Raw genomic sequence first — 19,019 nt, 5'->3', positions numbered from 1 at the left:
CGAATAGGTCCGATCGGGCATGACCGATCCGACATGCTCACAGGGCCAGGTCAGGTGTAGCCGAGCGCGAGGCCGACCTGGTAGACCAGCACCGCCAGCGCGTAGGCCAGGGCCGACATGGTGGTGAACATCACCAGCGGCCACTTCCACGCGCCGGTCTCGCGGCGCACCACCGCCAGCGTCGACATGCACTGGCAGGCGTAGACGAAGAAGATCATCGCCGCCAGGCCCTTCAGGGGGGTGTGGCGGCGCGAGCCGTCGGGCTCGCGGGCCTCGCGGAGCTTCTCGCGCAGCGAGGTCTGGTCGTCGTCGTCCTCTTCGATGCCGTAGACCAGGCCGAGCGTGCTGACCATGACCTCGCGGGCGGCGAAGCTGCCGAGGATGGCGATGCCCATGCGGAAGTCCTGGCCCATCGGCAGCAGCGCCGGCTCGATCGCCTTGCCGATCCGGCCGCCGATCGAGTGCACGATCGGCGAGTCCTCGTCGCGCGGCGGGGTCGGCGAGTCTGGCGTTTCGGACATGTCCGGCTCGACATGCGCGACCGGGTCGACGTCGACCGGCACCGGCGGCGCGTCGGGCGGGCGCGGGAAGCTGAGCAGCACCCACAGCACGACGGTGACCGCGAGGATGACGGTGCCGGCCTGGCGGACGAAGTCGGCGGTGCGGTCGTAGACGTGGAGCAGGGTGTTGCGCAGGCGCGGCAGCCGGTACGGCGGCAGCTCGAGCACGAACGGCGGGGTCGGGCCGCGCAGGGCGGTGCGCTTCCAGAACGCGCCGACGAGCAGGGCCGACACCGTCGACAGCGCGTAGAAGCCGACCAGCATGAGGCTGCCGACGGTGAACGGGCCGACGCGGTCGTCGGCGGGGAACAGCGCGCTGATGAAGAGGACGTAGATCGGCAGGCGCGCGCTGCAGCTCATGAACGGGATCATGAGGATCGTGGCCAGGCGGTCGCGCGGGTCGGTGATCGTGCGGGTGCCGAGGATGGCCGGGATGGCGCAGGCGTAGCCGCTCAGCAGCGGGACGAAGGCGCGCCCGTGCAGGCCGACCCTGGCCATCAGCCGGTCGACCAGGAACGCCGCGCGGGCCATGTAGCCCGAGTCCTCGAGCAGGCCGAGCAGCAGGAACAGCAGGGCGATCTGCGGCACGAACACCAGCACGTTGCCGGCGCCGGCGATCACGCCCTGGGTCAGCAGGTCGGTGAAGACGCCGGGCCCGAGCGGTCCGCGGACCTGTCCCGAGAGCCAGCTGATGAGCGCCTCGATCGCGCCCATGATCGGCTCGGCCCAGGTGAAGATCGAGCTGAAGATCGTCGCCATGACGAGGACGAAGATCGCCAGGCCCCACACGCGGTGGGTCAGCACGCGGTCGATCGCCGCCGAGCGGGTCATCGCCGGGGCCCGCTCGCGCTGGGCGGCGGTGAAGCCGAGCTCGGCCAGCAGGGCGTCGACCTCGCGGTAGCGGGCGATCACCCGCGCGTGCGCGGCCGCGGTCACGGCCGCGGGCGCCAGCGCGGCCAGAGCGACGCGCTCGTCGGCGGTCGGCGCGGCCAGGTCGAGGGTGCCGGCCGCGGCCGCCGAGACCAGCCAGCGCCAGCGCGCCAGTTCGGTCCCGGGCGGCGGCGGCACGGCGTCGTCGCCCGTCAGAAGGCGGGCGCGCAGCGGCGAGGTGTCCGAAGGGACATGTTCGATGGAACCTAGCCCTTCGACCAGGCGCGCGATGCCCTCGCCGGTGCGCGCGACCGTCGGCAAGACCGGCACGCCGAGGGCGCGGGCCAGGGCGGCGGGGTCGACCGGTGCGCCGGCCTCGGCGGCGACGTCCATCATGTTGAGGGCGACGACCAGCGGGCGCCCGAGCTCGAGCAGCTGGACGGCGAGGTAGAGGTTGCGGGCCAGGTTGGCGGCGTCGAGCACGAGGGCGACGACGTCGGGCGGCTGGTCGTCGGCGCCGGTGAGGCAGCGGAACGCGACGGCCTCGTCCTCGGCGATCGGCGTGAGGCTGTAGGTGCCGGGCAGGTCGACGATCGTGATCGGCCGCGCGGGGGCGAGGCGAGCGACGACGGCGCCGGCGCGGGTCTCGACGGTGACGCCGGCGTAGTTGCCGACCTTGTGGCGCGACCCGGTCAGCTCGTTGAAGAGGCTGGTCTTGCCGACGTTCGGGTTGCCCGCGAGGGCCACGCGCAGGGGCGTCGCGCCGCGCAGCGTCATAACAACACCGCCTCGATCCGCGCGGCCTCGGCCTTGCGCAGCGACACGTGACAGCCGCGGACCTGCAGCTCGAGCGGGTCGCCGAACGGGGCCCGCTTGACCAGCAGCACCACGGTGCCCGGCGTGAAGCCCATCTCGAGCAGACGCAGCGCCAGCGCCCCGCTGCCCCCGACGAGGGTCACGCGGGCACGCGCACCGAGCTCGAGCTGCGCCAGGTTGAAGGCCACCGTCGAGGGAGCTTGGCGCCGGCCCCGGCACCCGGTCAAGCGCGGCGTGCGAGCGCGACCCGTCGCCTGCCGTTCGGGCCAGTTCTGCGGGAGAGATGACCCCGAGGACAGCTCACGCGATGGGCATCGTCTCGCGGAAAACTCACGCGACCAGGCGCAAACCTGCGAGCGGGCGCAGCCGCAGCGGGCCGCTATGCTGCGCCGTCGTGGCCCCGCGCGCACCCTCGCAGCTGCCGATCGACGAGGTCCTCGCCGACATCGTCGCGGCCCTGCAGCGATCGCCCTGCGCGGTGATCGAGGCGCCGCCCGGGGCCGGCAAGACCACGCGCGTGCCGCTGGCGCTGCTGCAGGCCGGGCTGGCCGGCGAGCGCGAGGTGCTGGTGCTGCAGCCGCGCCGCCTGGCGGCGCGCATGACCGCGGCGCGGGTGGCCGAGAGCCTCGGCGAACCGCTCGGCGCGACCGTCGGCTACCAGGTCCGCTTCGAGTCGGCGGTCGGTCCGACGACGCGCCTGCGCTTCATCACCGAGGGCCTGCTGGCGCGCAAGCTGCACGCCGACCCGGCGCTGCGCGACGTCGGCGCGGTCGTGCTCGACGAGTTCCACGAGCGCCACATCGACGGCGACGTGGGGCTCGCGCTGCTGCGCCAGCTCCAGCGCTCGGACCGGCCCGACCTCAAGCTCGTCGTGATGTCGGCGACCCTCGACGGCGCCGCGGTCGCGAGTTACCTGTCCGAAGGAGCAGCCGAGCCGTGCGCCCGGATCACCAGCGCCGGGCGGATGTTCCCGGTGGAGATCGAGCACCTCGGCGAGCCGAACGAGCTCCACTCGGGGGTGCTGCGGGCGCTGGCGAAGCTGGTCGACGAGGGGCTCGACGGCGATGTCCTGGTGTTCCTGCCCGGGGCCCGCGAGATCGCCCGCGCGGCCGAGGCCTGCGCCGGGTTCGCCGCCCACCACGGGATGATGGTGGTGCCGCTGCACGGCGAGCTGCCGCCGGCCGCGCAGGACCTGGCCGTTCGGCCATGTCCCCAGAGGAAGCTGATCCTCAGCACCAACGTCGCCGAGACGTCGGTGACGATCGACGGGATCGCGGCGGTGATCGACGGCGGGCTGGCGCGGGTGGCGGCGCACGACCCGTGGACGGGGATCCCGACGCTGCAGCTCGGCAAGGTGTCACGCGCGTCGGCGGCCCAGCGCGCCGGGCGAGCCGGGCGCACGCGGCCTGGCCGGTGCCTGCGGCTGTACGCCCAGGTCGACCACGACCGCCGGCCCGAGCACACGCCGCCGGAGATCCACCGGGTCGATCTGGCGAGCGCGCTGCTCGACCTGCACGCGTTCGCGGTCGCCGATCCAGCCGCGTTCCCATGGTTCGAGGCGCCGCCAGCGGCGTCGCTGCAGGCCGGCGAGGCGCTGCTGCGGCGGCTGGGGGCGACCGGTCCTGCAGGCCAGGTGACGCCGCTGGGCCGGCGCATGCTGGCGTTCCCGCTCCACCCGCGGCTCGGGCGGCTGCTGTGCGAGGGGATCGATCGCGGCGTGCCGGGGCTGGCCTGCGGCGCGGCGGCGCTGCTGTCCGAGCGATCGATCCGCCCGTCAGGCGCGCTGGCCTCGTGCGACGCCGACGCCGACGTGCTGGTCGACCTCGCCGACCTCGAGAAGCTGCGCCGCCGCGGCGACGAGCGCGGCCTGCTGGGCGGGCCGGCCCGCCGCGCGCTGCAGGTCCGCGACCAGCTACTGCGCGCGCTTCCGCATGACTCTCGGGACAGGTCCAAAGAGCTAGGTATCAAGGAACAGGAACGAGAGGACAGGCTGCGCATGGCCCTGCTGGCGGCCTTCCCCGAGCGGGTGGCGCAGGCGCGCGACGAGGTCGGGGGCTTCCGCGCGCTGGCGCTGGCGGGCGGCGGGGCGGCGCGGCTCGGGCCGGGGTCGGTGGTGCGCACGGCGCCGTGGCTGCTGGCGCTGGAGGTCGAGCAGCGGCGCGAGGCCGACCGCGGGCCGCAGGTGCTGGTGCGCAGCGCCTGCGCGATCGAGCCGGAGTGGTTGATCGACCAGCTGTGCGACGAGATCGAGGAGCGCGACGAGCTGCAGTGGAACGCGGCGCGCGAGCGGGTCGAGGGGGCGCGCGAGCTGCGGTACATGGGGCTGCTGCTCGAGCGCACGACGGGGGCGAAGCTGCCGCCCGCGGCCAGCGAGCTGCTGCGCGCGCAGGCGCAGGCGGCCGGGCCCGAGCGGTTCGTGGCCGACGCGGAGGCGCTGCGCGGGCTGATGGCGCGCTCGGCGTTCGTGGCGGCGCACGTGCCGGGGGCGCCGGTGATCACCGAGGCGGTCGCGCGCGCGGTGCTGGCCGAGCTTTGCGAGGGCCGGACCAGCTTCGCCGAGCTGCGCGCGGCCGACCTGATGGGCCAGCTGCTCGGGCGCGTGGCCGCGGGCGGCGGGCTCGAGCGGCTGGCGCCGACGCACGTGCAGCTGCCCGGAGGCCGGCGCGTGGCCGTGCACTACGAGCCCGACAAGCCGCCGTGGCTGGCGTCGCGCCTGCAAGACTTCTTCGGCATGAGCCGCGGGCCGCACATCGCCGGCGGCAAGGTGCCGCTGGTGCTGCATCTGCTGGCCCCGAACGGCCGCGCCGAGCAGGTCACGACCGACCTCTCCGGGTTCTGGGACCGCCACTACCCCGAGGTCCGCAAGGCGCTGATGCGCCGCTACCCGCGCCACTCGTGGCCCGACGACCCACGCACCGCCGCGCCGCCGGCCCCGCGGCGGTGAGCCGTGGTCTTCTTGGACATGTTCCAAAGTACATGTGCTTGTGACAATGTGCTTTTCGACATGTCCTGAGTGACAGGCGCAACACGAGGAGCGGCGACGGTGCTGGGCGCTTTCGCCATGGGTCGCGCACGTTCGCGGAGACGGTGCCGCCGGCGCTCGGCTCCGAACATGCACGTTCGGACATGTCCTAACGTGCCTGTGATTCCCGCTCCGCGTCTTTTTAACATGTCCGAAGGGACATGTCCTTGCGGCCCGCCGGTGGGCGCGTCGGCGCGCGCGCCTGCGGCCACGAGCCAGCGGGAGGTCGCGGGCACGGCAGGCGCCGTCGGACCGGCCGCGGACCCGGCCCGGGCGTCGCACCTCGCGCGGGCGGCGATCTCCCGGGGCGAGCGCGCGGCAGGGCGGGCGGGCGAGGGTCCTGACGGGTGTGGCCTCCCGCGGGCCCGGGCCGCGTGCTACAAGCAAGCGTCGAGGGCCTCCGCTCCCGCATGTTGACGCTCGCCTCCTTGCTCGCCGCCATGACCATCGCCGGTGCTTTTTGGGTCGGGATCCTCGCGGCCCGACGCCTGCGCGACTGGGGCGACCGGCGGCAGCTCACCGAGGGTGACGGCCCGCAGCTCGCCCTCGCCGCCGCGTCCTCCGGCTCGACCACCTCCGGATCGATCCCCGCAGACCCGATCAGCCAGAAGATCCGCGCGCGCGTCGCCCAGCGCCTCCAGGGCCGGCTTCAGCCCGCACCCGTCCCGCGCGCCGCGCCCGACACCCCCGAGGGGCCCGAGCTCACCCTCACCTCGCTGCGCCAGGGCGACGTCATCGTCATCGAGACCGGCGACCCCAACCTCGACGGCGACTACCTGGTCGACGGCGTGGTCAACCTCAAGGAGGGCGCCACCGCCACGGTGATCGCGGTGATGACCGACGCCGATCGTCAGCGCTGGCTGGTCGGTTCGCCGGACCAGGAGCGGTGGCTGCTGGCCGAGCCGGTCCGCGGCCACGGGCTGTCGGGCGAGCCGCCGCGCCACATCCCGCACCAGGAGCACACTTACGCGCTCGAGCGGCGCGGCCAGGCCAGCGCGGCCGGGGTCGGCATGCACGGGCGGCCGGCGCTGCCGCGGGTGGCGACCTACGTCTACCGCGCGGCGGCCGACCGGGCGCTGTGGGTCGAGCGCTGGGGCGACCAGGTGTTGGTGGGCGCGGCGACGGCGATCCCGCAACACGCGGTGCAGTTCCTGCCGGGGTCGTGAGCGCTTGCCGGGCGAGCACGCTCTCCGGTGGGTCCATCGCCCGCCGCCCGGCGCGACGATCACGACGGTCACGGTGCTGCGGTTCCCGCCCGGCCGACGGCTGTGGGCCTTCAAGCAGATGGGCCGCGCCCGCGCCCCGCTGGCGGCCACCCCGGGCCTGCAGTTCTGGCGCCTGTGCGGCAGCGGCGGCGGCCTCGGCTTCTCGGCGAAGCCCGACCTGTCGCGCTACGCCCTGGTCGCGACCTGGTCTTCGGAGCATGTGCTCGCGGACTTCTTCGCCCGCAGCGCGCTGTTCGCCGACTACCGCGCGCGCGCCAGCGAGGCGTGGACGCTGGCGCTGCTGACCGCGCGCGGCCGCGGTAGCTGGGGCGGGACCTGTCCGTTCGGACCTGGCCTTTCGGACCTGCCCCAAAGGCTACCCATGGTCGCGATCACGCGGGCGCGCCTGCGCCTGCGCGGGTTCTTCAACTTCTGGTCGCGGGTGCCGGCGATCAACAGCCGGCTGGTGCGCGCGCCCGGCCTGCGCGCGGCGCTGGGGATCGGCGAGCTGCCGTGGATCCGCCCGGTCACGTTCAGCGTGTGGGACGACGCCGACAGCCTCGAGCAATTCGCGTGGGCCGGCTCGAACCACCAGGCGGCGGCCCGCGCGGCGCTGGCCCGGCGGTGGTTCGCCGAGGACCTGTTCTTCCGCTTCGCCGCGGTCGGCGCGGCCGGCACGCTCGACGGCCGCGAGCCGGCCTTCGGGTGAGCGTCACAGCGTCTTGAGGTACTCGAGCACCGCGCGGCGCTGGTCCGGCGTGAAGTGGTCGCCGAAGGTGTGGCCCGCGTTGCCGTGGGCGACGAACGTCGTGTCGTAGATGAACTTGCGCTCGTCGTCGGGGGCGCCGACCTGGCCGTAGGGAGTGGCGACGAACGGCCAGCCGAGCGCTTCCTCGTCGAAGTTCTTCGAGTCGTAGTCGACGCGCTTCCAGTACTTGGGCCGCTTGGTGCTGTCGAGGACCAGCTCGATGGTCGGCACCGAGCCGTTGTGGAGGAACGGGCCGGTCGCCCACACGCCGTCGAGCGGCGGCGCCATGTAGCCGGGGAACGGCTGGCCGGGCTCCATGCGGGTGATCTTGCCGAACCAGCTCTCGTTGTACCAATCGACCAGGTAGGGCGCGTACTCGGTGCCGGCCTCGGCGACCACCGGGTCGGTGCCGACGACGTCGAGCGGGAAGAGCAGGTTGGGGTAGGTGTCCTGCGCGTCGTCGGCGGCGTAGGTGCCGTGGCAGCCGGCGCAGTTGGCGAGGAACAGGCCCTCGCCCTGGCTCGCCAGCGCGGCGTCGATCGCCAGCGGGTACTTCGGCGCCTGCACCGAGCGGATGAAGGCCTGGATGTGGTGGAAGTAGCTGTCGATCTGCTCGGCCTCGGCGACCGAATCAGTGCACAGCGCCGAGGCCAGCATCATCGTGCCGCGGTGATCGCCGCGCGCCATGCCGTTGTAGAACAGCGCGTGCTTCTTCTTGGCCCGCCACCACGGCGGCGGGTCGGAGGCGACGACCATGTTCGGCAGCTCGTACTGCAGCTCGTCGTACCACTCGAGGGTGTGGCGATCGCGGTGCGCGACCAGAGTCACGGCGATGATCTCGGCCGGGTTGGTGCCGACGGTGTGCATGAGGGTCGCGGGCCCGAGCGCCTTGGTGCGGTTGAGGAAGCGGGTGAACTCCTCGAGGCCGGGGAGCGGGATGTCGGGGATCCACACGTTCTTCAGCAGCTGGCTGATGTCGTCGGTGAAGTCGAAGTCGGCGGTGCCGAGGCCGACGATCAGCTGGCCGTTGAACGAGCCGGCGTGGCACTGCAGGCAGTTCTGGCTGACGATGTCGGCGCCGTTCTTGGCGTGGACGTTCCAGTGGTAGGGGACCTCGGCGTTCTTGCCGGTGCGCCCGGGCAGCGGCGGTCGCTCGGCCCAGGTTCCGATGATCGGCTTGACCAGCGGCCAGAGGCCCCACGGGATGCCGCAGGACACGTAGCCCCTGGTGAGCAGGGCCTCGTAGCCGAGCGCGGGGTCGCCGTCTTTCTGCGGCTCCTCGGGGATGTAGAAGCCGTGGTCCCACGGGCCGGGGCCGAAGCCGGGATCGCCGGTGGTCATGCCGGTGGTGCCGGGGTCGCCGCTGCTGGTGTCGCCAGTGGTGGTCGGCGCGGGTGCGGTGCCGCTGCTGCCGGTGCTCGTGGCTTCGGTCGCGCCGCCCGAGCCGGCGCCCGCGGTCGTGCTGCCGGCGTCGCCGCTGGTGTCGCCGTCGCTGCCGCTGCCGCCCTGCGTGGCGCCGCCAGCGTCGCCGCAGGCCGCGAGGAGGAGCGAGACCGAGAACAGACCAGGAGCGCGCCAGGACATGTCGCCACCGTAAGGCCGGGGCGCGACTGTCGGCAAGCCCCCGCCTGACCCCAGCGCCCGCGGTTCAGTCACTCTGCGGCGCTTCGCGAGGTGCGGCACTCCGCTATCCTGGGGCGCGATGAAGTTCGGCCCCTGGGTCCCGCTGTCCGAGGCCGCGGCTCGCCTGCCGCCCGCCGCGGGTGTGCTGCAGGTCCGCCTGCGCGAGGGCCTCGTCCGCTACCCGCGAGGCAAGAGCGCGATGGTCGTCTACGCGGGCGCCGCCGACGTCGCCGGCCTCGCCGCCGAGCTGAACGAGAGGCACCCCGCGGCGCCGTGGCTGTGCCGCACCAGCGTCGGCCCGTGCCCCGATCCGTCGGCTGCGGCCGCGCGCCTGCGGGCCGAATTCGACGAGCGCTTTGGGTCATGTCCTAAAGTACCTGTCTCCGAGGACATGATTCAAAGGTAACCTCGTCCGCGCGGCCGGGTCTGTCGCCGTCTGTCCGACCTCGTCGCACCGTGAGGTCACGCGGTTCCGGCGGGGATTCCGCGCGGGGTTGACCCAGGAGTCCCCTCGATCCGATAGTCCTGGAACTTCGCGCCGCGGGTCGGTCCAAGGCGCGAATGCAGCCCTCTCCGAGGTCGACCGTGCACAAATCGCTCCTGTCCCTCTCGCTCCTCGTCGCGCTCGCCGGCTGTGACGCCGCCATCATCGCCAACCAGCGAGCGGCCGAGGCCGAGGCCGAGGCCGAGGCCGCCGTCGCGGTCGCAACCCCGGCCGGCGGCGAGGCGGTGGTCGCCGTCCAGGCCGCGCCGGCCGGCGACGGTGACGCCAAGGTCGTGGCCCAGGCCGACGTCGCGGCCACGCTCAAGCCCGAGGCGCTCGATCTCGAGACGGTCACGTACTTGATCAAGAAGGGCAAGGTCAAGGACGCCGACGCGCTCGAGAAGAAGCTCAACAGCCCGAAAGAGAAGCTGCACAGCATCGACATCGACGGCGACGGCAAGCTCGACAAGATCCAGATCGTCGAGGTCAAGCAGGGCGACACGATCGTGTTCGAGCTGCACGCGCTGCCCTCGTCCAAGAAGGACAAGGACAACTTCGTCATCGTCGGCTACGTCAACTTCACGGCCGACAAGACCACCAACGTGCTGATCGTCAAGGCCACCTACGCGCCGGTGGTGATCGGCTACCAGACGATCGTGTACGACTACACCGCGCCGATCGTGGTCAAGAACGACGTCGTCGTCGTCACCGGCGGCGGCGGCTTCTACGGCTGGCTGTACGCGCCGCGCCCGGTCTACGTCGGCGTGGTCGTGTGGGAGGCGCCGACGGTCGTCATCGACGTCCACCACGGCGGCTGCTGGCCGCCCGGCCACTGCAAGCACCACAAGCCCAAGCACCACAAGCACAAGCACCACAAGCATAAGCACGGGCACCATCACGACGACGACGACGACGATTGAGCGCGCACGCGAGGGGCGGCAGGCCCGGGGGCGACGGCCCCGGGCGCGGCGAGCCGCCGATCTGTCTCTCCGGGCAGGTCCGAGACGCCTGGCCGCTCGTGACCGCCCGTGCCGGCAGCGGCGAGCCGGCGACCTGTCGCTCGCGGCCCCTGGCCTCCGCGCCCGGGCGTTTTCCCGGGGTCGCCACGGCTGCGGGCGTCTGCTACCGTCAGCCGGCCCTTGACGACTCCGACTCTGCCCATTGCGCGCCTCGGCGACCGCAGCCTGTTCCCCGACCTCCAGCCGCGGGCGTACCTCAACCATGCCGCGGTGTCGCCCTGGTCGGCGCCGGTCCAGGCCGCGACGGCCGCGGTCGCCAACGACTACGCCCGCCGCGGCGCCGGCGTGATCCCCACGTGGATTCAGCAGCGGGCCCGCCTGCGCGCCGCGATCGCCGGGTTCATCGGCGCCGAGACGACCGACATCGCCCTCATCACCAACACCACCCGCGGCGTCACGGATGTCGCTTTGTGCATGTCCTGGAAGCCAGGTGAGCGGGTGCTGCTGTTCCAGGGCGAGTTCCCGGCCAACGTCACCCCGTGGCAGCAGGCGTCCGAGCTGTTCGGCCTGTCGGTCGAGATGCTGCCGCTGGCCGACTTCGTGCGCTCGCCGGCCGAGGGCCTGGCGGCCCTGCAGGCGGCCCTCGCGGCCGGCGGGGTCCGCCTGGTCGCCGTGTCGGCGGTGCAGTTCCAGAGCGGCCTGCGCATGCCGCTCGCGGCCATGGCCGACCTGTGCCACGCCGCCGGCGCCGAGCTGTTCGTCGACGGCATCCAGGCCGTCGGGGCCGTCCCGCTCGACGTCCGCGAGGCCCGCATCGACTACCTCAGCGTCGGCGGCCACAAGTGGCTGATGGGCTGCGAGGGCCTCGGCTTCCTCTACGTCCGCCCCGAGCGGCTGGGCGAACTGCGGCCGCGCGTCGCCGGCTGGTTGAGCCACGAGGATGGCCTTCGGTTCCTGATGGAAGGGGCAGGTCACCTGCGTTACGACCGACCGATCCGCCGCACCGCCGACTTCATCGAGGGCGGCGCCGGCAACACCGTCGGCTGCGCCGCGCTCGAGGCCGCGATCGGCCTGCTGGCCCAGCTCGGGCCGGAGGCGGTGTGGACCCACGTGCAGGCCTACCTCGACCTGCTCGAGGCGGGCCTCATCGCCCGCGGGTTCGTCAGCCTGCGCTCGCGCGACCCGGCGGCCCGCTCGTGCATCCTCAGCGTGCTGCCGCCCAACCCCGGCGACGTGCTCGGGCTCCAGCGCGAGCTCGCCGACCGCGGCGTCGCCTGCTCCACCCCCGACGGCCTGCTGCGGTTCGCCCCGCACTGGCCCAACCACACCGACGAGGTACCGTTCGTGCTCGACGCCGTCGACGTCGCGCTCGGCCACGGATAAGGACGTTCGAGCCATGGACCGCCAGCGGCCCCGCACCACCAGCGACGAGATCGACCTCTACATCCGCACTTACTACTCGCTGCTGCGCAGCTCCGGCGAGGTGTGGGTGCGCGCGTTCGAAGAGGCGCACGCGTTCAGCGACTCGAGCCTGCACCCGGGCGCGCGCACGGGCGTGCCCGACGTCGCCGCGTTCGCCTACAGCGCGGCGCGCCTGCCGGCCTGCATGCCGCAGGTGCAGAAGCTCGTGCTCGGCCAGTCGCACGAGACCTTCGAGGCCAACGGCTTCGAAGTCAGCGCGTGGCAGCGGGTCCAGACCCGCGGGCGCCGCCGGCCGCTGCGCTTCGACGGCAACAAGACGCTGTGCGCGTTCATCTCGAGCACCAGCGACATCGACGACCTGGTCCCGATCGTCACGACCTACCAGATCGTGTGGAACCAGATGCACAGCCTGCTCGCCAACGCGGAGCTGGGCCGGCGCCTGCGCGAGGACGATGCGCTCACGGCGGCCGAGGTCGACCACGCCGAGCTCGCGCGCCTGCTCGGCCTCGACGCCGACGGCGTGCGCACGCTGATCGCCGCGCTCGACACCGGCTGGTTCGCCGCGCTGCAGGCGATCGCCCAGGTGCCGTGCGACCTTTCGATGCGGGTGCTGACGGGCTCGTATTCGCAGTACCAGCGCTCGGTCCAGCGCTGGTGGTCGGGCATCGAGCCGAGCCTGGTCCGCGAGCGCAAGCCGCGGCGCCCGCCGATCTACTTCGTCTCGTCCAACACGCACTCGCTGCTCAACCTGGTCGGCGGCTACGCCCGCCAGCACCGCGAGGCGATCCTCGACTTCGCCCGCCGCCGCAACCCGGAGGACCTGGCGCGGCACTTCGCCCGCGCGCTCGACAGCGGCGACGAGGCCGAGGTCAACAACCTCAGCTACTACCTGCTGCGCGCGTTCCTCCACGAGGACTCGGCGCGGCTGGCCGAGGTCCAGCAGTTCGAGGCCGACGGCGGCATCACCTCGATCGACGTGCCCGGCAAGATCGACGTCAACGCCCAGATCTTCGACCTCGCGCAGATCCGCCCCGAGCGCCTCGACCCGCGCCTGCGCGTCGACGACCTCCACCTGCTGGCCCGCAGCGACGCGGTGATCATCAACATCGATTACCCGCTCGGCATGGCGGCCTATCACCACCTGTCGCGCGCCGGCCAGGGCTCCAACGAGATCCGCGGGGTCTACGTCATGGGCAAGGCGGCCACCCTCAACGGCCGCGTCGGCGACGTGATGATCTCGTCGGTGGTCCAGGACGAGCACTCGCGCAACACCTACCTGTTCCGCAACGCCTTCGTCGCCGCCGACGTCCAGCCCTACATCCGCGTCGGCACGGTGCTCGACAATCAAAAGGCGCTCACGGTGCGCGGCGCCTTCTTGCAGAACCGCGAGTACATGAGCGTGTTCTACCGCGAGGGCTACACGGTGCTCGAGATGGAGGCCGGGCCGTACCTGTCGGCGGTGTACGAGCTGTGCAACCCGCAGCGCCATCCGAACGACGAGATCGTGCACCTCACCAACTCGGTGGGCTTCGACGTCGGGGTGCTGCACTACGCGTCGGATACGCCGTACTCGCGGCGCCAGAGCTTGCTTTCGAAGAGCTTGTCGTACTTCGGGGTCGAGGCCACTTCAGCGTGCGCCGCGGCGATCGTGCGCCGGATCTTCACCGCCGAGATCGCCCGGCTGCGCACCGAAGCGGAGGGCGGGTGATCCAGGCGCCGGACCTGGCGCGCGACGCCGACCCGTGGACGCTGGCCGGCTCGGCCCTGGCGCCCGAAGCGGGCCCGCGCGCGCGCATCGAGCTGGCGCTGCACACCGCGCTGACGGCCCCGTCGCCCGGCAACGCCCAGCCGTGGCGGTGGTTCGTCGGCGGCGAGGTGATCGAGCTGTACGCCGATCCGGCGCGCGCCGGGGGCGAGGCCGACCCCGAGGGTCAAGCGGCGGCGCTGGCCTGCGGCGCGGCGCTGGCGGGCCTGCGGGTGACCCTGCGCGCGCTCGGCCTCGACGAGCAGACGGCGCTGCTGCCCGGCGGCCACCCCGACCTGCTGGCGCGCGTGGCGGTGGGCGGCCGCGCGAGCCCGCTGCCCGAGGAGCAGTGGCTGTATCAGGCCGCGCCCAAGCGCCGCACCTACCGCGGGGTGATGGCCCAGGGGCCGCTGTCGCGGGCGCTGGCGCGGCGGCTCAAGCACATGGTCGATGGGACAGGTGCCGAGTACCATGTGGTGGAGGACATGGCCCGAAGGCAAGCCATCGCGGCGGCCGTCGAGGCGGCCATCGCCGGCGAGCCGAGCGCCCGGACGGCCGCTCGCGCCGCGGCCGGGGAGCCCGGGGTCAGCTTCGAGGGCCCCGACGGCGGCGAGGCCCGCGGGCAGGCGATCGCCGACGGGTCGCCGGCGTTCGTGCTCGTGACCACCGAGGGCGACGAGCCGGCCGAGTGGCTGCGCGCCGGCCAGGCGCTGATGCGCGTGCTGCTGCGCGCCCGGGTCGACCACGCCTGGGGCAGCTTCCTGCACCTGCCGCTGGCCGACGCCGCCGGCCGCAAGCAGCTGGCGAGCCTGGTCGGAGCGACCGGCCGCGCGCAAGCGCTGGTCCGCCTCGGCGGCGGCGCCGACACGCCGCCGACGCCGCGCCGGCCGCTGTCCGAAGTGCTGCTGGCCCAGCGGCCGAGCTGAGGCCGGCTGTCCGAAAGGGCAGAGGGGGCCTCCGGTCGGTGGGACCCAGTGAGAGTTCCGATTCCGCGAGCAGGCGGCGACGGGGTGGTCCGATCGTCGGTCGCGCTGGGGTCGCCCCGAGGCGTGGTGCGTCAGCCGTCCTTGAGCCGGTCCTTCCAGGGAACTGGGGAGGGGAGGCGAGGAGGGCTCGCGGAGGACGACAGGCGGGTCGTCCGCGTGGGCCCCTCGGTGGAGTTGAGCGTCCAGTCCTCGAAGCCGTGGTCGCGGGGGTCAATAAGCGGCGGCGGGGCTCCGGCCTCGGTGCCGGCCGGCGAGTACGGGCTCAGGTGGTGGTTTCGGTCGACAGGTACGGGTGCTGTGGCAAGCGGAAATCCCGCACCCGCTGTCCTTCGCATCCCGGTGCCGCCTGGCTCGTGCCAGCCCGTGTGCTCGAAAACGCCCTTTGACAGGCAACTTCTGGGATGGCGCGGGTAAAACCCATTTTGTTAATTGGGAGATCGGCAAATCGACTAAAAAACGATTTTCAGACCGAAGGTCGAAAATAATCTGAATTCTGTGATCTACGCTGAAAGCGCTTTATCCGCAGTTTCACAGGCGCGATCTCGATCGTTGCATGGCCATTCTGCCTGGCGGATCGCTCGTCATTCCGGGCGATAGCGCGCAGTTGGGCTCAGGCTCGGACGAGTTCCGCGGAAAGGCTGTTCCGCTCATCAGAGAGCCATTTGGCGACGGCTCGACGTCCAGAATGACCTTTTCGCGGTTCAGCAAGCCGTTTTGAAGGCATGCGCCCGGCGAAAGGCTCTCAGGAGTCGCCATGGCGTCGATTGGCGGCAAAATGGGCGCGAGACCGCCGTCTGCGCCAGCACTCCGGGCCGAGCTGCCGCTCCAGTTTTCGACCGCTGGTCGAAAATTCAAGCGTCAGGCGAAGAGCTCGCCTGCAGCGCCGAGAGCCGCCGCAGCAGGTCGGGCTGCACGCCGAGCGCCTCGCATCGGGCCTGCAGCGGCTCCAGCCGCCACCGCCGCGGCTCGACCGGGGCGCGGGGGTGCCGGCGGTGGGCCTTGATCAGCAGGTTCTTCGGCGTGTGCTCGCCGCCGACGAACTCGAGCACCGTCACCTCGTAGCCGCACGCCTCGAGCGCGGCGACGCGCAGGCTATCGGTCAAGACATCCGCGTAGGCCCGCCGCAGCAGGCCGTGGTCGACCATCGCCGCCAGCGGCTGCGCCGAGGCGGCCGCGCGGGCCAGCTGCGCCGCGAGCTCGGCCTGACAGCACGGCACGCTGAGCAGCGCCGGCGCGCCGAGCTGGATCGCCAGCGCGATCGCCTCGTCGGTGGCGGTGTCGCAGGCATGCAAGGCGAGCACCAGATCCGGCACCCCGCCGAGCTGCGCCGGAGCCGTGCGCGCCGCGCCGGCGATGTCGGCCCGCGCGAACGACAGACCGACGAGCCGAGCATCAACCGGCGAAGGCCGAGCATCACCGGGCGACGGCCGAGCATCACCGGGCGACGGCCGAGCATCACCGGGCGACGGCCGAGCCTCAACCGACGAAGGCCCAGCATCACCGGGCGACGGCCGAGCATCATCGGGCGAAGGCCGAGCATCATCGGGCGACGGCCCAGCATCACCGGGCGACGGCCGAGCATCACCGGGCGAAGGCCGAGCCTCAACGGGCGAAGGCGGCGCCGCGCCGTCGGCCGGCGAGGGATCGCCATTCGCGAGCCCGAGCGCCTGGGCGCGGGCCCGGCTGCGGTCGACCAGATCGGCGCGCACATCGACCCCGTGCAGGCGCAGCGGCACGCCGCGCAGGCGCAGCACCTCGGCGAGCACGAAGCTCAGGTACGCGTTGCCGCACGCGAGGTCGAGCGCGCGCAGGGGCGTCTGCGGCCCGATCGCTCGCGTCGTCGCCAGGCGATCGATCACCGGCTCGCACAGCGTCGCCAGGTGGCAGATCTGCTTGTACTTGCGGGCATGCGTCGCCGAGATGCTGCCGTCGGCGTTCATGATCCCGATCTCCCGCAGCAGCGCCGCGCTGGTGTCGGGCCGCAGCGCGCGCTCCTTGCCGCCCATGACCTTCAGCGCGGTGTCCTCGTCGAGCGTGCGGGTGGTGGCCCGGCCGTGGCGCGCGTCGACCTGCACCCGCCGGCGCGCGTCGAGCACGAGGGTCTGCTTCCACAAGCCGGCGCCCGCCGCCTCGCCAGCCGCGGCGAGCAGCGCGTCGACCTGCGCGGCGCTCGGCGCGACGCCGATGCCCGGCCCGGCCAGCACTCGCTCCGCCCGCTCCGCCCCGCCTTCGCCCTGCGGCGCGGCGAACACCGCCCGCTCCCAGCCGTGGGCGAGATGAGGCTTGAGCGCGCGCTGCAGCCGGTGAAGCTTGCCTTTGTCGAACAACAGGCCGACAGGCCTAGCAAAGACGTGCGCGCGACGCCAGGCCGCCCCGCGGCGCCGGTCCGCGAGTTTGCGCCGGTGGAGATCGCGTCCCGCAGCGTGACGCGAGCGCTGCAAAGGGCCGACGGCTCCGCGAGCGCACGAGGATCGTCGCATCGGCGCAGAGCGACGCGGATCGCCTCGAACCACGCGCCGAGCCTCACCGCCGATCGCCCGACGGCACCGGAGGAGCACCGCGAGGGGCGTGACGCTTTCATCTTTTCAGACCGCCTCGATGACTCGCGGCCGTGCATCACCCGCACGAGCCGCCGGAGGTGCCGGGGAGAGCACGCATGCTCGACGCGCCGCGGCCGAACATCATCCGCACGAGCCGCCGGAGGTGCCGGGGATCGCACGCATGCTCGACGCGCCGCGGCCCTGCATCACCCGCACGAGCCGCCGGATGTGCCGGGGAGAGCACGCATGCTCGACGCGCCGCGGCCGAACATCATCCGCACGAGCCGCCGGAGGTGCCGGGGAGAGCACGCATGCTCGACGCGCCGCGGCCCTGCATCACCCGCGCGAGCTGCCGGGGATCGCACGCATCCTCGATGCGCTTCGCTCGCGGCGCCGCGTCGGCCCTCGCGTCGCCGCTCGCCGATCGGCTCGCGCGGCCGTTTTCGGGCCTCCAGCGGCCCGTGGGCGGCGAGTTGCGACCTCCGCGGGGCTCGGGCATCGTGCGCGCCGTGAACAGCCCGCACGCCCTGCTGCTCGAGAACATCCACACCACCGCGCACGAGGAGTTCGCCCGGCGCGGCGTCGTCGTCCATCCGGTGCCCGGGGCGCTCGGCGAGGCGCAGTTGATCGAGGCGTTGCAGGCGATGCCGCAGGACGGCCCGCTGATCCTGGGCATTCGCAGCAAGACGCGGGTGCCTGCGCAGGTGTTCGCGGCGGTGCCGCGGCTCGAGGCGGTCGGCGCTTTTTGTATCGGCACCGACCAGATCGATCTGGCGGCTGCGCAGGCCGGCGGGGTCGCGGTGTTCAACGCGCCGTTCAGCAACACCCGCTCGGTCGCCGAGCTGGTGCTCGGCGAGGTGATCATGCTGGCGCGCCAGACCTTCGCCCGCAGCGCGGCCTGTCACCGCGGGCTGTGGCACAAGAGCGCCGACGGCAGCCACGAGGTCCGCGGCAAGACGCTCGGGATCGTCGGTTACGGCCACATCGGCAGCCAGCTCAGCGTGCTCGCCGAGTCGCTGGGCATGAAGGTCCGCTACCACGACATCCTCTCGAAGTTGCCGCTCGGCAACGCCCAGCCGTGCGTCAACCTGATGGAGCTGCTGTCGCTCAGCGATTTCGTCAGCCTGCACGTGCCCGACACCGAGCACACGCGCGGCATGATCGGCACGGACGAGATCGCGGCGATGCGGCGCGGCGCGGCGCTCATCAACGCCTCGCGCGGCGGCGTGGTCGACATCGACGCGCTGCGCGACGCCCTGGTCGCCGGCCACCTCGGCGGCGCGGCGATCGACGTGTTCCCCAGCGAGCCGTCGCGCGCCGGCGACGTGTTCGACAGCCCGCTGCGCGGCCTCGACAGCGTGATCTTGACGCCCCACATCGGCGGCTCGACCGAGGAGGCGCAGGCCAGCATCGGCCGCGAGGTCGCGGTCTCGCTGTCGCATTTCCTCGACAACGGCGCCACCCTCGGCGGCGTCACCATGCCGCTGCTCGACGCCGGCCCGGTGCGCTCGGGCAGCCGGATCGTCAACGTCCACCGCAACGTCCCCGGCGTGCTCTCGAAGATCAACCGCGTGCTCGGCGATTCGCAGGTCAACATCACCGGCCAGAGCCTGGCGACGGTGGCCTCGATCGGCCTGCTGCTGGTCGATGTCCCGCTGGGCCACAGCGACCCGCAGCTGCAGGAGTTGGTGCAGGCGATCGCCTCGCTGCCGACCAGCCTGCGCACCCGCGTGGCGCGCCAGAGCGCGGCCTGAGCCAGAGGCGAGGCGAGGCGACTCGCGATCGTCGGGCCTATGCGGCGGTGTACGACAACCGCCGGTCTCCGACTCCGAGCGCGCGCGCTGATTTTCGCCGGCGCCGCTCGGTGACGATCGCCTCCTCGCGGCGAGGCGCGGAGCGAGCCAGCGAAAGCTGACAGGAGGTCGTCTCGGCGGTCGCTCGCCGAGAACCGGGCCCGAATGGTCGCGGGGATGCGCTGCCTCTTTCGCGCCGCGTTTGCTGCGACGGCCGGGCGCCGTGGCCCCACTCGCTCGAGAACTT

General features: G+C 72.8%; 13 protein-coding genes. 9 read left to right on the top strand and 4 right to left on the bottom strand.

All coding sequences use genetic code 11. The features are described from left to right. Window positions 1–50 precede the first annotated feature (50 nt). Together feoB and POL25_RS13685 are read right to left on the bottom strand one after the other, a co-directional pair. On the bottom strand, window positions 51–2,207 hold the full coding sequence (feoB, locus tag POL25_RS13690; protein ID WP_272086435.1) for a ferrous iron transport protein B: 2,157 nt from the start codon (window positions 2,205–2,207) through the stop codon (window positions 51–53). After that, complete coding sequence (locus tag POL25_RS13685) at window positions 2,204–2,434, bottom strand: FeoA family protein (protein ID WP_272086434.1); 231 nt, start codon at window positions 2,432–2,434, stop codon at window positions 2,204–2,206. The genes feoB and POL25_RS13685 overlap by 4 nt, the downstream gene beginning before the upstream one ends. A gap of 206 nt (window positions 2,435–2,640) precedes the next feature. On the opposite strand from POL25_RS13685, the gene hrpB reads away from it, so the two are divergent. From hrpB to POL25_RS13670, 3 genes are all read left to right on the top strand, one after another. Further along, window positions 2,641–5,190 (top strand): ATP-dependent helicase HrpB, encoded by a 2,550-nt coding sequence (gene hrpB, locus POL25_RS13680; RefSeq protein WP_272086433.1) that lies wholly within the window; start codon window positions 2,641–2,643, stop codon window positions 5,188–5,190. Window positions 5,191–5,678: 488 nt separating this feature from the next. Continuing rightward, on the top strand, window positions 5,679–6,434 hold the full coding sequence (locus POL25_RS13675) for a DUF4178 domain-containing protein (RefSeq protein ID WP_272086432.1): 756 nt from the start codon (window positions 5,679–5,681) through the stop codon (window positions 6,432–6,434). 4 nt (window positions 6,435–6,438) lie between these two features. Then, complete coding sequence (locus POL25_RS13670; protein WP_272086431.1) at window positions 6,439–7,182, top strand: hypothetical protein; 744 nt, start codon at window positions 6,439–6,441, stop codon at window positions 7,180–7,182. A gap of 3 nt (window positions 7,183–7,185) precedes the next feature. On the opposite strand, the gene POL25_RS13665 is transcribed toward POL25_RS13670, so the two are convergent. Then, window positions 7,186–8,805 carry a c-type cytochrome gene (locus POL25_RS13665; protein ID WP_272086430.1) on the bottom strand — a complete coding sequence of 540 codons (1,620 nt, stop codon included), beginning with the start codon at window positions 8,803–8,805 and terminating at the stop codon, window positions 7,186–7,188. Window positions 8,806–8,923: 118 nt separating this feature from the next. Here POL25_RS13665 and POL25_RS13660 point away from each other — a divergent pair, with 118 nt between their 5' ends. The 5 genes from POL25_RS13660 (at window position 8,924) to POL25_RS13640 (ending at window position 14,379) form a co-directional block, all read left to right on the top strand. Further along, window positions 8,924–9,250: a hypothetical protein gene (locus POL25_RS13660; RefSeq protein ID WP_272086429.1), complete on the top strand. Its 327-nt coding sequence runs from the start codon at window positions 8,924–8,926 to the stop codon at window positions 9,248–9,250. Between the two features lie 179 nt (window positions 9,251–9,429). Beyond that, window positions 9,430–10,248, top strand: a complete 819-nt coding sequence (locus POL25_RS13655) for a hypothetical protein (RefSeq protein WP_272086428.1) — start codon at window positions 9,430–9,432, stop codon at window positions 10,246–10,248. A gap of 219 nt (window positions 10,249–10,467) precedes the next feature. Continuing rightward, window positions 10,468–11,670 (top strand): aminotransferase class V-fold PLP-dependent enzyme, encoded by a 1,203-nt coding sequence (locus tag POL25_RS13650; protein ID WP_272086427.1) that lies wholly within the window; start codon window positions 10,468–10,470, stop codon window positions 11,668–11,670. Window positions 11,671–11,683: 13 nt separating this feature from the next. Next, window positions 11,684–13,417, top strand: a complete 1,734-nt coding sequence (locus POL25_RS13645; RefSeq protein WP_272086426.1) for a DUF6909 family protein — start codon at window positions 11,684–11,686, stop codon at window positions 13,415–13,417. Continuing rightward, complete coding sequence (locus tag POL25_RS13640; RefSeq protein WP_272086425.1) at window positions 13,414–14,379, top strand: nitroreductase family protein; 966 nt, start codon at window positions 13,414–13,416, stop codon at window positions 14,377–14,379. Before POL25_RS13645 ends, POL25_RS13640 begins: the two co-directional genes overlap by 4 nt. 911 nt (window positions 14,380–15,290) lie before the next feature. On the opposite strand, the gene POL25_RS13635 is transcribed toward POL25_RS13640, so the two are convergent. Further along, window positions 15,291–16,880, bottom strand: coding sequence for a class I SAM-dependent methyltransferase (locus POL25_RS13635; RefSeq protein WP_272086424.1), 1,590 nt, complete (start codon window positions 16,878–16,880; stop codon window positions 15,291–15,293). A gap of 608 nt (window positions 16,881–17,488) precedes the next feature. Here POL25_RS13635 and serA point away from each other — a divergent pair. Further along, window positions 17,489–18,733, top strand: coding sequence for a phosphoglycerate dehydrogenase (gene serA / locus POL25_RS13630; RefSeq protein ID WP_272086423.1), 1,245 nt, complete (start codon window positions 17,489–17,491; stop codon window positions 18,731–18,733). Window positions 18,734–19,019: the final 286 nt, after the last annotated feature.

It is taken from the genome of Nannocystis bainbridge (genome assembly GCF_028368995.1).
In the GTDB taxonomy this organism is placed as follows: domain Bacteria; phylum Myxococcota_A; class Polyangia; order Nannocystales; family Nannocystaceae; genus Nannocystis; species Nannocystis bainbridge.
The sequence above is the reverse complement of the archived record's forward strand: the minus strand, read 5'-3'. Positions and strand labels throughout refer to the sequence as shown.

Bases quoted from the DNA above. Each gene is read 5' to 3' on its own strand.
- feoB (WP_272086435.1), bottom strand. From the start codon at position 2,207: ATGACGCTGCGCGGCGCGACGCCCCTGCGCGTGGCCCTCGCGGGCAAC.
- POL25_RS13675 (WP_272086432.1), top strand. From the start codon at position 5,679: ATGTTGACGCTCGCCTCCTTGCTCGCCGCCATGACCATCGCCGGTGCT.
- POL25_RS13665 (WP_272086430.1), bottom strand. From the start codon at position 8,805: ATGTCCTGGCGCGCTCCTGGTCTGTTCTCGGTCTCGCTCCTCCTCGCG.
- POL25_RS13660 (WP_272086429.1), top strand. From the start codon at position 8,924: ATGAAGTTCGGCCCCTGGGTCCCGCTGTCCGAGGCCGCGGCTCGCCTG.
- POL25_RS13645 (WP_272086426.1), top strand. From the start codon at position 11,684: ATGGACCGCCAGCGGCCCCGCACCACCAGCGACGAGATCGACCTCTAC.